This is a genomic window from Microbacterium sp. Leaf161 (assembly GCF_001423645.1).
GTDB classification, from domain to species: domain Bacteria; phylum Actinomycetota; class Actinomycetes; order Actinomycetales; family Microbacteriaceae; genus Microbacterium; species Microbacterium forte.
In genome coordinates this window covers 535,624-548,490 of the sequence record NZ_LMOW01000001.1, presented here as the reverse complement: position 1 = coordinate 548,490, position 12,867 = coordinate 535,624, and the positions used below count along the sequence as shown (strand labels likewise).

Genomic DNA, 12,867 nt, shown 5'->3' with positions numbered 1-12,867 from the left:
ATGCGGGGTGACCGGGTCAGTCGAGCGTGACGATCTGGTCGTTGAGATCGGCGGCGTCGCCGTCCCACAGCGCAAGCACGCGCGGTGCGAGCGACTCAGGGTCGAGCGCCTTCGCCCGGAACACCACGGATGCCGCGCGCAGCGGCTCCCCGGCATCCCTGGCCGCCTTGGCGAAGCCCTGAGCCACGGCGCGTGTCCACGCCTCGCTCGCCGACTTGACGGCCGCGTAGTTCGCACCGCCCGCCAGAGGGCGCCCCACGGCGGTGGACGAGACGATCGCGAAACGCCCGGCATCCGACGCACGCAGTGCACCGTCGAACGCCCGGCTGGTCGCACGCACCGCATCGAGCGCCGGCAGGAGGGCGCGGAAGTCGTCATCGGACTGCCCGGCGAGCCCGCCGCCGCCGCGCCAGCCGCCGACCAGCGGGATCACCGCGTCAACCGTGTCGAGCCGTGAGGCCAGCTCCGTCATCGCCTCCAGTGAGGTCGCGTCAGCCACCGCGACCTGGGCTCCGATCGACCGCAGCGACTGCAGCCGCTCGGCGGAGCGACCGGTGGCGATCACCCGCGCCCCGGCGTCGACGAGTGCCCGAGCGAGCGCGAGCCCCGAAGGGCTGGTGGCTCCGGCGAGAAGGACGGTTCTGTCGGTGACGCTCATGTGCTCAACTCTCGTGAAGAAACAGTTCTGCGGCCACCCCGGGCAGGAATGGCCGCAGACGCTGCGTCCGATCGCCCCCGCGACCGGACCCCAGAAATGCGCGAGTCAGTCGTCGGTGCCCCGGATGCCGACGGTCGACTCGATGACCGGCTTCATCTTCTTGTCGAGGGCTTCGAAGAACATGGAGAGGGGGAACTCATCGTCCAGCACCGCGTCGGTGAAACCCTTCGGGGCGCCGGCAAGGATCTCGTCCGGAAGGCCGCGGGCCCAACGCGAGGCGGGGTTCGGGGTGAGCACGGAACGGACGAGATCGTAGGCGGCCAGCCAGTGAGCCGTCTTCGGGCGATCGATCGAGCGCCAGTAGAGCTCGTCGATCGCATCGCCGAGGGCGACGACCGCATCGGGCACGGCAGCCCAGTCGAACGCGAGGGCGGTGTCGGTCCAGTGCAGCACGCCGCGCTGGTGCAGCCAGGCGAACAGCAGCTGTCCACCGAGACCGTCGTAGTTGCGCACGCGCGATCCGGTGATCGCGAAGCGGAAGATCCGGTCGAAGATCACGGCGTACTGCACGAGGTCCGCGTGGTCGAGAATCTCGTGCTCGGAGTCTGAGAGGCTCTCGCCGGCCTCGGCGCGCGCGCGCAGGGACCGCTCGATGTTCACCGACTCGCGGAACGCGGTCAGGTCGCACCGCAGCTCCTCGAGCGAGTAGAGGAAGAACGGCATCCGCTGCTTGATCATGAACGGGTCGAACGGCAGGTCGCCGCGCATGTGGGTGCGGTCGTGGATGATGTCCCACATCACGAACGCGCGCTCGGTCAGCGCCTGGTCGTCGAGCATCGCGGCCGCACGCTCGGGAAGCTCGAGCTTGGTGATCTCGGCGGCCGCGCGGGTGACCCGACGGTAGCGGGCGGCTTCACGGTCCTGGAAGATCGCGCCCCACGTGAACGAGGGGATCTCGCGCATCGCGACGGTCTCGGGGAACAGCACGGCCGAGTTCGTGTCATACCCGGGCGTGAAGTCGACGAGCCTCAGCGACACGAACAGCTTGTTGCCGTAGTCGCCGGCCTCGAGCGCCGCGATGAACTCGGGCCAGATGGTCTCGACGATGAGCGCCTCGACGAGGCGATCGCTCGAGCCGTTCTGCGTGTACATCGGGAAGACGACCAGATGACGTATGCCGTCGACCCGGTGCTGCTGAGGCTGGAAGGCCATGAGCGAATCCAAGAAGTCCGGCACGCCGAATCCTTCGGAGACCCAGCGGTCGAAATCGACGATCGACGCGGCGAGGTACTCGGCGTCGTGCGGGAAGGCAGGGGTGAGGGCGCGGATGCCGGCGGTGACCGCCCCGACGAGATCGCGGGCTGCGGCGTGGTGCGCAGCATCCGGGATCGAGCCGTCCTTGATCTGCATCTCGCGGATCGCGATCGCCGCGTCCTTGAGCTGCGCCCACGCTGCGGAGGATTCCGCGGTCGATGCGTCTTCGACGACCTCGGGTTCGCCGACGATGGCCTGTGCAGCGGAGCTGTTGGCGGAAATGATGGACATCGGGACCTCCGATCGGAGACTTTCACGGAAAGATTCCGGCATATACGGAATCCTGACGATAATATTACATCCATGGATGACTCCGTCGACCGCGCGATCCTGGCCGAGATCTCACGAGACGGGCGTGCGACGCTGTCTCAGCTCTCCGACGCCGTCGGGCTCTCCGTCTCGGCCGTCCAGTCGCGACTCCGTCGCCTGGAGACCAGAGGCGTCATCACCGGCTACCGCGCGATCCTCGACCCCGAGCTGGTCGGCACCCCGCTCTCGGCGTTCATCGAGATCACCCCTCTCGACCCGGCCCAGCCCGACAACGCCCCCGAGCTTCTCGAGCACCTCGACGCGATCGAGGCGTGCCATTCGATCGCCGGCGACGCCAGCTACATGCTGTTCGTGCGGGTCGCATCGCCGCGTGCGCTGGAAGAGCTGGTGCGCGACATCCGGCTCGCCGCGAACGTCAGCACCCGCACGACGGTCGTGCTGCAGACCTACTACGAGCACCGGCCGATCATCGCGGTCGCCCCCGACGCCTGATTCTCGTCTCGAACCCTGATCGCACTCTGGAAGAACAGCGTCGCACCGGCCATACTGTGACAGATCTCTCGTCGCAGAGGATCCCATGCCAGCGCCGACTCCCAGGAGCATCCATGTCCTTCCAGGCATACCTCGACAAGGTCGAGACCCAGACCGGCCTCACCCCTCGCCAGTTCATCGCACTCGCCAAGGAGCAGGGATTCGACGAGTCGACCAAGTCGACCGCCGTCCTCAACTGGCTCAAGCAGGACTACGGCCTGGGCCACGGCCACGCGCAGGCGATGGTGCACGTGATCCTCAAGGGCCCGAAGATCAGCGACAAGCACGTCGGCAAGGGCGGAGCGCACGGTGACGCGTCCGACACCCTCTGGCTCGACGGCAAAGACAGCAACCCGAACCCCTGACCTGCGTCTCCCGGCAAACGACAGAAGAGAGAGCATCATGGCCGTCCGCGTCGATCTCAACGTCTCCCTCGACGGATTCGCGACCACCACCGACCAGACGCCGGAGAACCCCTTCGGCGACGACTGGCCGCGTCTGGTCGCTGCCTACGCCGCGACGCGGACGTTCCGCAGCCGCGTGCTCGGTGACGACTCAGGAGCAGGCACGACCGGAGTCGACGAGAAGTACGCCCACGCCTACTTCGAGGGGATCGGCGCAGAGATCATGGGGGCGGGGATGTTCGGTCTGCACCAGTTCCCGGATGATCCGCAGTGGCGCGGGTGGTGGGGTGAGGAGCCGCCGTTCGAGGTGCCGGTCTTCGTTCTCACCCATACTGCGCGCGACTCGATCGAGTTCGCGAACGGCACCGTCTTCCATTTCGTCGACGGGAGCCCGGAAGAGATCCTGCCGCGTGCCCTCGACGCCGCGAACGGGGGCGATGTGCGCATCGGTGGCGGTATCGACGTGGTGCGGCAGTTCCTCGGGGCGGGGCTGGTCGATCGGGTGCACCTCGCGGTGAACCCGCTCGTGCTCGGCCGAGGCGAGCGCATCTGGGACGGTCTGCGCGGGATCGAGAACGGCTACGACGTCGAGTCCGAGGTCGCCGAGTCGGGAGTCACGCATCTGACCTTCCGCCGGGGCTGAGCCCGCGGCATCGTCCGCGCGTCGTCCATCGGCGGCCCCAGTAGGATTCCCTGCGTGGCAGCATCCTCGAAGCGCAAGAAGAACCAGACCCGTGTGAGCGGCAATCCCGCGAAGCGGGCGAGCGGCAACCCCGCGAGCCAGGCCGTCATCGACGCCGGGCCCGTGACGTTGGGCGACTGGATCGGCGCCGCCCGTCTGCGCACGCTGCCGCTCGCCGTCGCCCCGGTCGTCATCGGCACCGGCGCCGCACGCAGCACCGGTCCGGAGTTCCATTGGGTGATCGCCCTGGCGTGCCTCGCGGTCGCCGTGCTGCTGCAGATCGGCGTCAACTTCGCGAACGACTACAGCGACGGCATCCGCGGCACAGACGCCGTGCGCGTGGGGCCGGCTCGCCTGACGGCATCCGGTCGGGTGAAGCCGCGCACCGTGCTCGTCGCGGCTCTCGTGTTCTTCGCGCTCGCCGCGGCGGTCGGCGTCGCGATCGTCATCCGCACCGAGCAGTGGTGGATGCTGGCGATCGGTGCGGCCTGCATCATCGCCGCCTGGTTCTACACCGGCGGCAAGCGACCCTACGGGTACAACGCGCTCGGCGAGGTGTTCGTCTTCATCTTCTTCGGACTCGTCGCGACCCTCGGCACCACGTGGGTGCAGGTCTTCGAGCTGCCGCAGCAGGCGTGGCTCGGAGCGATCGCCGCCGGTCTCTTCGCCTGTGCTGTGCTGCTCGCCAACAACCTGCGCGACATCGACCAGGATCGCGTGGTCGGCAAGCGCACCCTGACGGTGCTGATCGGCAAGCGGGCGACCCAGGTGCTGTTCACTCTGTTCGTGATCGTGCCCTTCGGCATCCTCGTGCTGATCGCGCTGCTGTACCCGATCGCGTGGATCGGTCTGCTCGCGCTGCTCGCGGGACTCCCGGCCATTCTCATCGTCTGGACCTACCGCCAGGCGAAGGAGCTGGTCACGGCCCTGGCCCTGACATCGCTGACCGCGCTGCTCTACGCCGGTGCGTTCTTCTGGGCGCTCGCCGGCTGAGTCAGTCCTCGCGGCGTGTGGTGGCGCCGGCCTCGCCGGCGATCGCCTCGTCCTCGGCATCCGCATCGGCCTGCTCGGCCGAGCTGCGGCCTCCGCGACGCTCGACGATCCGCGCTGAGGCATCGGTGAGAGGTCGGCGCAGGAACAGCATCGAGATGCTCATGCCGATGAGGGCGGCGAAGATCGCGGCGAGCCACCAGTACTCGCGGAAGATCGGGAAGAAGAACCACATGATCGCGAGCGGCACGAGGAAGGCCAGCAGACGCAGCACGGTGTAGACGAGGAAAGGTGCACGGTTCTTCACCCGCACAGTCTACGTTCGCGAGCTGAGGGGTCTGCTGTCAGCCGTCGAGGCCGAGTGCCTGGAACGGGATGCCGCGCACGACGCGCTTCCACGGGTGCTCGCCGAGCGACCACAGCAGCTTCGCGTCGAGGTCGAGAGCGAGATCCTCGCAGCCGACGGGAAGCGGCATCCGATCGCGCACCAGGGCGTCGCGGCTGCCGGTCCACAGTGCGCCGGGGCGCATGCCGTCGGACTGCGAGACGAAGTGCCGGTCGCCCCAGCGCGCCGCTCCCTGCATCTGCGTGATGCCGGGAGTGAAGCGGCTCTCTTCGCGGAAGCCGTCGCCATCGGAGTCGGGAACCGCGAACTCCGCGATCCGCCCCTTGTCGTCCTTCGTGTATTCCCCGATGAGCACTCTCCGCAGGGGCGCTCCGTCGTCGTTGAACACGCGACCGAGGTACGAGCAGCGCAGCTCGATCGGGTGCACGCGAGTGCGCACCGCGACGAGCGCGGAGGCGCGCAGGCCTCGCCCGCTCGCACCGGCGATGCGTCGTGCCTCGGCGCCCCGCACCCGGCGGATGTCGGCGAGGTCGAACTCCCAGATGCCGCGACCGGTCGCCGCGACGAACAGCCGATCGTCGAACCACGCGAGGCCGCCGGCGTGGATCGGGGCGGGCTGCAGCTCTCCGCCCTCGTCGACGGCGAGCAGCACGTCGAGATGGCGAGAGCGCTCGAGGTCGACTAATGCGACGCGGGACGCCAGATGGTGACCGTCGAGCCGCTGACGGAACCAGCTCACGGCGAGTGTGCGTCGCCCGTGCCACAGACCGAGATCGATGCCCTGCGGATACCAGCGGCGCGTCCAGGTGCGGGCGCTCAGCCAGCGCAGGTCGACCGTGGTGCGTCGCTTCTGGCGCACCGGGCGCCAGGTGGTTCCGAACGGCCAGAGCATGCACCCATCGTCGCCGATCGTCGGGCCAGGTGCGAATCCGGCAGAGGGCACCGGTGCGTCGGCGGACATCGCGTCACCGCGCGTTCACCCGCCGGCTCCCGACCGGCAAGGAGCGCCTGAGAGCATTCCGAGACCGTCGACCCGGGGGAGTTCTGTGCGCACACCGCTCGTCACCGTCATCCTGCCCGCGAAAGACGCAGGCGCCTACATCGGCACGACGCTCGAGACGCTGACACGGCAGTTCGACGACCCCGCCTCGCTCAAGCTCGTGGCGATCGACGACGGCTCGCGCGATGACACCGGCACGCTCATGAGGCGATACGCCGAGCGGTTCCCGCACGCGGAGGTCATCGTCAACCCTCGGCCCAAGGGGCTCGCGAGTGCCCGCAACCAGGGGCTCGAGCATGTCGAGGGCGATGCGTTCTGCTTCCTCGACGGAGACGACTGGATGCAGCCCCGGCGACTCTCGGTGCTGGCCCGGCGGCTGAACGAGCTGGGCTGCGACTTCCTCCGCACCGACCACGTCACGGTGAAGACCGGCGTGCGCACCCTCGTGCCGGCGCCGTACCCGTGGCGGGAGACCGTCGGTTCGCCGCGTGAGGCGATCCTGCCCGACGACGAGCCGACCATGGTCGACTACCCGTTCGCCTGGGCCGGGATCATGCACCGACGCCTGATCGACCAGGGACTCGCGGGTTTCACGCCTGGCCTGTTCACCGCCGAGGACCGACCGTGGATCTGGCGGCTGCATCTGCAGGCCCGCTCGTTCGCGGTGGTCGACGCCCCGGCCCTGCTGTACCGCCGCGGGGTCTCCACATCGCTCACGCAGGTGCGTGACCGGCGACAGCTCGACTTCGTGCGGGCGATGGGCGAGGTGCTCGACATCGTCGCTGCGGATGCCGAGTCCGACCGGTTCATGCCGAAGGCCGTGTGGAGCGTGATGGCGCTCTCTTCTCGGCATCTCGTGCGGTCGAGGAGGATGACCCCGTCGCTGCGCGGCGAGATGCGCGCGGGCTTGCGCGGGTTGCTCGCCCGCCTGCCTGAGAACGAGGCATCGGCCGTGCTGTCGCGTCTCGACGGACCCCGGCGCCGCGTGCTGGCACCGCTGCTGCGCACGGTCGGGATCGCCGCATGACGCAGCTCTTCGCGGTGCACAGCGCCTACGGGCTGGCCACCGCAGCCGCGGCGCTCGACGGCGGGCTGCTCGGCGACCACGGTGAGCGCATCCTCGTTCCGTTCGTGTCGTCGCGAGTGCCCGAGACATCGGTGAGCATCGCCGCCGACCCCGCGCTGGCGACCCTCCGCGACAGGTTCGACCGCATCGAGGATCTCGACGCGCTGCTCGGCCCCCTGCATCCGAGCTCGTGGAAACCCCATGCGTCCGACCTTCCGCTGCTGCGCCGCCTGCTGATCCGGGCGTGGGGCATCGACCCCGGCGACCTCGAGCTGCTCGTGCAGAGCCCGCAGGTCGCCCCGGCGCGCACCCTGATGCTGCTCTTCCCCCACGCGCGACTCACGATCATCGGCGACGGGCTGATGACGTACTCGCCGATGCGGGTGCGGATGCCGCACACGGTGACCGCGCGGATCGGTCGTGTCGTGCACGTCGACGTGGTGCCCGGAGTGACCCCGTTGGTGGGTTCGCCCACCGCGACGCCCGTGCCGGTCTCGCCCGACCTGTTCCGCGCCGTGCTCGCCGAGACAGCCGCGGCGGTCGACGACACGGCCGACCTCGAGAGCGCTCTCGACGGTGACTCGGCCGTGCTCGTGCTCGGCCAGTACCTCTCGGCTCTGGGCCTGGTCAGCGAGGGCGAGGAGATCGCGCTGCAGAAGGAGATGATCGACCGCGCGGCGAGCCGGCGACCGCAGCACATCGTCTTCAAACCGCACCCCGCCGCCCCGCCGCGACTGAGCGACGCTCTGCGTCACCGGGCACAGGTGCACGGCATCGACTTCCGCGAGTACCGCGGCGCGCTCGCCGCAGAGGTGCTGGCCGAACGGATCGACGCGACAGCCGTCATCGCCGGGTTCTCGACCGCCCTGCCGACCGTGCAGGCGCTGTTCGGCCGGGAGATCGATGCGGTCGGGGCAGGCACCGTGCTCGCGCGGCTGACTCCGTACGAGAACAGCAACCGAGTGCCGGCGACGATCGTCGACGCGCTCACCCGCGCAGACTCCGCGTATCGCGACCCTGAGCGCATGCAGCTGCTGATCGACGCGGTCGGCTATGCCATGCAGCCCGTCGTCGCCGGGCACCTCCGCGGTCGGGCCGAGCAGCTGCTGACCGGCATCCGTGCCTCTGATCGAGATCGGTACTTCACACCCGAGAGGCTGGCCGAGCTGCGACTCCCGGGTGCGCCGCGCGAGACGGCCGTGCGTCGCGCGCTGCGCCCGGTCGGCGGCATCGGCCGGGTCGAACAGGCGAGGCTCACGGTGCTCGCGGCGCGGCGCAGACTCGCGCGCGCGTGGCGGGTTCTCAGAGGGCGATGAGCGTGGTGACGGCGATGACAGACGACGACGGCGAGGGGACGAGCGACATGACCGCGGAACAGCAGAAGGCGGACCCAGTCAGGGTCGTCGCGATCATCCCGGCGCGAGGCGGGTCGAAGGGCGTGCCGCGCAAGAACCTGCGACGCGTCGGAGGGGTGCCGCTCATCGAACGGGCTGTGCGCACCGCGTCGCAGACCGACGGCATCGATCTCGTCGTCGTCTCGACCGATGACGATGAGATCGCCGCGGTGGGCGAGGCGGCCGGGGCGAGAGTCGTGCGGCGACCGGCGGAGATCTCCGGTGACACGGCCTCGTCGGAGTCCGCGATCCTGCACGCGCTCGACGTGCTCGAGGCCGAAGGAGAGCCGGCCGAGGTGGTGGCGTTCCTGCAGGCGACCTCGCCGTTCATCGCCCAGGACGCACTGTCGGGTGCGGTGCGCGAGGTGCGCGAGCGCAGGGCCGACAGCGTGTTCGCCGCCCACGAGACCTATGGATTCCTGTGGTCGCGTGGCGGCCCAGGGCAGCCGAGCGGCGAAGGGCAAGCGGATGCCGGCGCAGCCGTCGCACTCAACCATGACGCCGCGCATCGACCTCGGCGTCAGGACCGCGACCCGCACTTCCTCGAGACGGGGGCGTTCTACGTGTTCCGCGCCGACGGCTTCCGTGCGGCGAAGCATCGCTTCTTCGGCCGCATCCGCATCGCCGAGGTGCCCGAGTGGACGGCGATCGAGATCGACGACGAACAGCAGCTGCGCATCGCCCGCGCGCTCGCTGCCCTCCACGAGAGCCCTGAGCGGGTGCCGGTGCGAGCGATCGTCACCGATTTCGACGGGGTGCACACCGACGACACCGCGACCGTCGACGCCGATGGTGTCGAACGCGTGCGGGTGAGCCGCGAGGACGGCATGGGAGTGTCACTGCTGCGGCGCGCCGGCATCCCGATGCTCATCCTCTCGACCGAGGTGAACGCCGTCGTGCGGGCTCGGGCAGAGAAGCTCCGCGTGCCGGTTCTGCACGGCATCGACGACAAGGAGTCGGCGCTGCGAGGGTGGGCGGAAGAGGTCGGCATCCCGCTCGCCGACATCGCGTACCTCGGCAACGACGTCAACGATCTCCCGGCCCTGCGCATCGTCGGCTGGCCGGTCGCGGTGGCCGACGCGCATCCGCTCGTGCTGCAGGCTGCCCGTGTCGTGCTGAGCCGCAGCGGCGGTCATGGTGCCGTCCGCGAGCTGATCGAACGGGTGTTGCCCGCCTGACCGGTGCCGGTAACCCTCCTGTCGTGTGGCGTTCATTCTCGGCGCGTACTCAGGGGAGAAGGCCATTTCGACGACCGGAGGAACCATGACTGTCAGCATCGGCTCACGCGTGATCGGCGGCGGCCACCCCGCCTATGTCATCGCGGAGATCGGCCTCAACCACAACGGCGACGTCGACATCGCCAAGCGTCTGATCGACGTCGCGGCGAAGGCGGGAGCCGACGCGGTGAAGTTCCAGAAGCGCACTCCCGAGATCTCCACCCCCGAGCACATGCGCGACGTGCCGCGCGAGACGCCGTGGGGCACCATGAGCTACCTGGACTACCGTCGCCGCGTCGAGTTCGGCCGCGACGAGTACATCGCCATCGGCGATCACGCCACGATGCTCGGCCTCGACTGGTTCGCGTCCCCGTGGGACGTGCCCAGCGTCGATTTCCTCGAAGACCTCAATGTCGTCGCTCACAAGGTCGCCTCGGCCAGCCTCACCGACACCGAGCTGCTCGTCGCGCTGCGCGAGACGGGCAAGCCGATCATCCTCTCGACCGGCATGTCGACGATCGAGCAGATCGACCGCGCGCTCGCCACACTCGGCACCGACCGCGTCGTGCTCATGCACGCCACATCGACGTACCCGCTCGAGCCCGATGAGGCCAACCTCCGCGCGATCGCCACGCTGCGCGACCGTTACCCCGGAGTGCCCGTCGGATACTCGGGTCACGAGCGCGGCCTGCAGATCTCGCTCGCAGCCGTGGCGATCGGAGCCGTCGCCGTCGAGCGCCACATCACGCTGGACCGCACGATGTGGGGCTCCGACCATGCGGCATCCCTCGAGCCCACCGGCCTCGAGCACCTCGTGCGCGACATCCGTGTGATCGAGATGGCTCTGGGTGACGGAGTCAAGCGCGTGTTCGAAAGCGAGCGCGCGCCCATGGCGAAGCTGCGGCGCATCTCGGCATGAGCGAACCGGGCATGAGCGGATCGGGCATGAGCAGGTCGGGCGCACTGCGGGTCGTCGCGATCGCCGACGCCGATTCGTTCGTGAAGTGGTCGGCGTCGCTGCTCGGCAGTGTGCCCGGCATCCGTCCGCATCTGCTGCTGGTGCAGACGCCGCTCACCGCGAGCGTCGATCAGCAGCGCACGGCGCTGGCCGGCACGGGGATGCCGTCAGACGACGTCACCCGCATCGGTTTCGCGCAGGCTGCCGCGTGGCTCGGGGGGCAGCGGCCCGACGTCGTCCTGCTCGCCGGACGCGGGCCGTTCGTGCGCCTGATGGGACGCCTGATCGACGCGCTCGCGCACCGCCCGGTGGTCGTCGCGGGTCTGCCGGGAATGGCGATCCCCGCCCAGCGCGGCGCCCTCGAGTACCGCCGCCACGCCGACCTGCTCGTCGTGCACTCCCACCGTGAGGAACGCGCGTTCGCCGAGCTGGGCCATCGGATCGGCGTGCAGGTGCCGACGGCGCTGGCCACGCTGCCGTTCGCCCGATCGCGATCGCGGATGCTCGCCGCTGACCGGGCCCGGGTGCTCGGCGCAGACGCAGGCCACCCGGCGGGAACCCTCATCGCCGACCGCCCGCCCGCTCCGAGCGCCGTGCGGATGCCGGCGACCGACATCGTGTTCGCGGCGCAGGCGCTGGTGCCGGTCGACAGGGACGAACGTGCCGAGATCGCCGCCACCCTCATGAGAGCGGCCGAGGCCGACCCGAACCGTCGAGTCGTCGTCAAGCTGCGCTCGCGCCCGGGGGAGTCCGAGACCCACCTCGAGCGCGATCCGTATCTCGAGCTGCTGCCTGCCAGGCGTCCCGACAACCTCGTGGTCTCGTATTCCTCGATGGCTGCCGCGCTCTCGACGGCGGCCGGACTCGTCACCGTCAGCTCGACCGCGGCCGTCGAAGCCGTGGCGCTCGGCGTGCCCGTCATCGCGCTGGACTCGTTCGGCGTCAGCAAGAGCCTGCTCAACACGGTGTTCGTCGGCAGCGGCCTGCTCGGCGGACGCAACGAGGTCGTGGCCGGTCGATTCCGGCATCCGCACCCCGCCTGGCTGCGAGACAACTACTTCCACCCGGCGGCCGAGTCGACCTGGTGGAACCACGTCGAGCAGCTCGTCGCCCTGCGGCGGGCCGGTGCTCTGCCGGCGAAGCGCGTGCCGGCAGCCCGAGGCGGGGCGCTTCACGAGGCGTGGCATCGCGCGAGCGTGCTCGGCTCGAAGGACCGCACGGTGAGCGGCACGGCCGCTCTCGCCCTGGGGGTGCCTGCGACAACGCTCCTCGCTGCGCTGCGCCGCGGTCGCACGTCCGGCGGCGGAGGGACCTGGGCTGACGCGACCACCGATTTCACGCTCGAGCCGAACCCGTTCCACGACTCGATCCGGCGCTGAGGCACCGGCGGGCGATCGGGCTCAGAGGCGGAGCAGTGCGCCGACCTGCGTCCTCACGTCCTGGGCGATCTCATCGATGCTCGCCTCGACATTGACGCTCGCCGCCATCGTGACGAACATCACCGCTGACACGATCCGGGCGAGTGCGGCAGCCCGATTGTCGTCGATAGTCGGATCGCGCCGCAGGATGTCCGCCAGCGCATCCTCGGTGTCGCCCACGATGCGCAGAGCCTCGGCATGGTGCGAGTCGTTCGGATTGCCGAACACCATCTCGCGGAGGTAGGTGCGGCCGTTCTCGATCTGGGCGCGATTGCACTCGATGATCGGGCGGAGGAGAGCCATCGTGGCCCCGAGCGTGTCCGGTGTCGCCTCGGCGGCCGTACGTCCGGTCTCGAGCGCGACGGCGTAGTGCGCGTTCTGCACGAGCAGCAGCAGCTCGCCCTTCGTCTTGGCATACAGGAACAGCGTGCCCGTGCCGACATCTGCCTTCTCGGCGATCTGCTGGGTGGTGACGTCGTCGATGCCGTGCTGCGCGAACAGCTCAGTCGCGGCCGCGGTGATGCGCTCGAGCTTCTGCTGCTTGTTGCGCTCGCGGCGCCCGAGGGTCGGTGCTGGGGTCGACATCTCGTCCTCTCGGGAATATGAACTGATTGGGCTC

At 69.6% G+C, this 12,867-nt stretch carries 14 protein-coding genes; 9 read left to right on the top strand and 5 right to left on the bottom strand.

What is annotated here, in order from left to right; all coding sequences use genetic code 11:
- Window positions 1-16: 16 nt before the first annotated feature.
- Both ASF87_RS02730 and ASF87_RS02725 read right to left on the bottom strand, forming a co-directional pair.
- Window positions 17-658, bottom strand: a complete 642-nt coding sequence (locus tag ASF87_RS02730) for an SDR family oxidoreductase (RefSeq protein ID WP_056373963.1) — start codon at window positions 656-658, stop codon at window positions 17-19.
- Window positions 659-763: 105 nt separating this feature from the next.
- The gene (locus tag ASF87_RS02725) at window positions 764-2,203 is read right to left on the bottom strand and encodes a DUF6421 family protein (RefSeq protein ID WP_056373961.1); all 1,440 of its coding nucleotides are present in this window, start codon (window positions 2,201-2,203) and stop codon (window positions 764-766) included.
- A 72-nt stretch (window positions 2,204-2,275) separates the two neighbouring features.
- Between ASF87_RS02725 and ASF87_RS02720 the strand changes: the two genes are divergently transcribed.
- From ASF87_RS02720 to ASF87_RS02705, 4 genes are all read left to right on the top strand, one after another.
- On the top strand, window positions 2,276-2,734 hold the full coding sequence (locus ASF87_RS02720) for an Lrp/AsnC family transcriptional regulator (protein ID WP_056373959.1): 459 nt from the start codon (window positions 2,276-2,278) through the stop codon (window positions 2,732-2,734).
- A 113-nt stretch (window positions 2,735-2,847) separates the two neighbouring features.
- Window positions 2,848-3,138 (top strand): DUF4287 domain-containing protein, encoded by a 291-nt coding sequence (locus tag ASF87_RS02715; RefSeq protein WP_056373957.1) that lies wholly within the window; start codon window positions 2,848-2,850, stop codon window positions 3,136-3,138.
- A 34-nt stretch (window positions 3,139-3,172) separates the two neighbouring features.
- Window positions 3,173-3,820 carry a dihydrofolate reductase family protein gene (locus ASF87_RS02710; RefSeq protein WP_200933734.1) on the top strand — a complete coding sequence of 216 codons (648 nt, stop codon included), beginning with the start codon at window positions 3,173-3,175 and terminating at the stop codon, window positions 3,818-3,820.
- Between the two features lie 54 nt (window positions 3,821-3,874).
- Window positions 3,875-4,852 carry a 1,4-dihydroxy-2-naphthoate polyprenyltransferase gene (locus tag ASF87_RS02705; RefSeq protein ID WP_042538638.1) on the top strand — a complete coding sequence of 326 codons (978 nt, stop codon included), beginning with the start codon at window positions 3,875-3,877 and terminating at the stop codon, window positions 4,850-4,852.
- Window position 4,853: 1 nt separating this feature from the next.
- On the opposite strand, the gene ASF87_RS02700 is transcribed toward ASF87_RS02705, so the two are convergent.
- Together ASF87_RS02700 and ASF87_RS02695 are read right to left on the bottom strand one after the other, a co-directional pair.
- Complete coding sequence (locus ASF87_RS02700) at window positions 4,854-5,156, bottom strand: DUF4229 domain-containing protein (RefSeq protein WP_200933687.1); 303 nt, start codon at window positions 5,154-5,156, stop codon at window positions 4,854-4,856.
- Window positions 5,157-5,193: 37 nt separating this feature from the next.
- Window positions 5,194-6,087, bottom strand: coding sequence for a hypothetical protein (locus ASF87_RS02695; protein WP_082508731.1), 894 nt, complete (start codon window positions 6,085-6,087; stop codon window positions 5,194-5,196).
- A gap of 154 nt (window positions 6,088-6,241) precedes the next feature.
- Here ASF87_RS02695 and ASF87_RS02690 point away from each other — a divergent pair, with 154 nt between their 5' ends.
- The 5 genes from ASF87_RS02690 to ASF87_RS02670 all read left to right on the top strand — a co-directional run bounded on the left by ASF87_RS02690 (window position 6,242) and on the right by ASF87_RS02670 (window position 12,209).
- A complete protein-coding gene (locus tag ASF87_RS02690; RefSeq protein ID WP_056373949.1) occupies window positions 6,242-7,222 on the top strand; it encodes a glycosyltransferase family 2 protein in 981 nt (326 codons plus the stop codon).
- Window positions 7,219-8,577, top strand: a complete 1,359-nt coding sequence (locus ASF87_RS02685; protein WP_056373947.1) for a polysialyltransferase family glycosyltransferase — start codon at window positions 7,219-7,221, stop codon at window positions 8,575-8,577. The genes ASF87_RS02690 and ASF87_RS02685 overlap by 4 nt, the downstream gene beginning before the upstream one ends.
- Window positions 8,553-9,833, top strand: coding sequence for a cytidylyltransferase domain-containing protein (locus ASF87_RS02680; RefSeq protein WP_442922792.1), 1,281 nt, complete (start codon window positions 8,553-8,555; stop codon window positions 9,831-9,833). The genes ASF87_RS02685 and ASF87_RS02680 overlap by 25 nt, the downstream gene beginning before the upstream one ends.
- 85 nt (window positions 9,834-9,918) lie before the next feature.
- Window positions 9,919-10,791 carry an N-acetylneuraminate synthase family protein gene (locus ASF87_RS02675; RefSeq protein ID WP_056373945.1) on the top strand — a complete coding sequence of 291 codons (873 nt, stop codon included), beginning with the start codon at window positions 9,919-9,921 and terminating at the stop codon, window positions 10,789-10,791.
- Window positions 10,788-12,209 carry a DUF6716 putative glycosyltransferase gene (locus tag ASF87_RS02670; RefSeq protein WP_157549984.1) on the top strand — a complete coding sequence of 474 codons (1,422 nt, stop codon included), beginning with the start codon at window positions 10,788-10,790 and terminating at the stop codon, window positions 12,207-12,209. The genes ASF87_RS02675 and ASF87_RS02670 overlap by 4 nt, the downstream gene beginning before the upstream one ends.
- 21 nt (window positions 12,210-12,230) lie before the next feature.
- Here ASF87_RS02670 and ASF87_RS02665 read toward each other — a convergent pair whose 3' ends face one another.
- Window positions 12,231-12,833, bottom strand: a complete 603-nt coding sequence (locus tag ASF87_RS02665; RefSeq protein ID WP_056373942.1) for a TetR/AcrR family transcriptional regulator — start codon at window positions 12,831-12,833, stop codon at window positions 12,231-12,233.
- Between the last annotated feature and the right edge of the window lie 34 nt (window positions 12,834-12,867).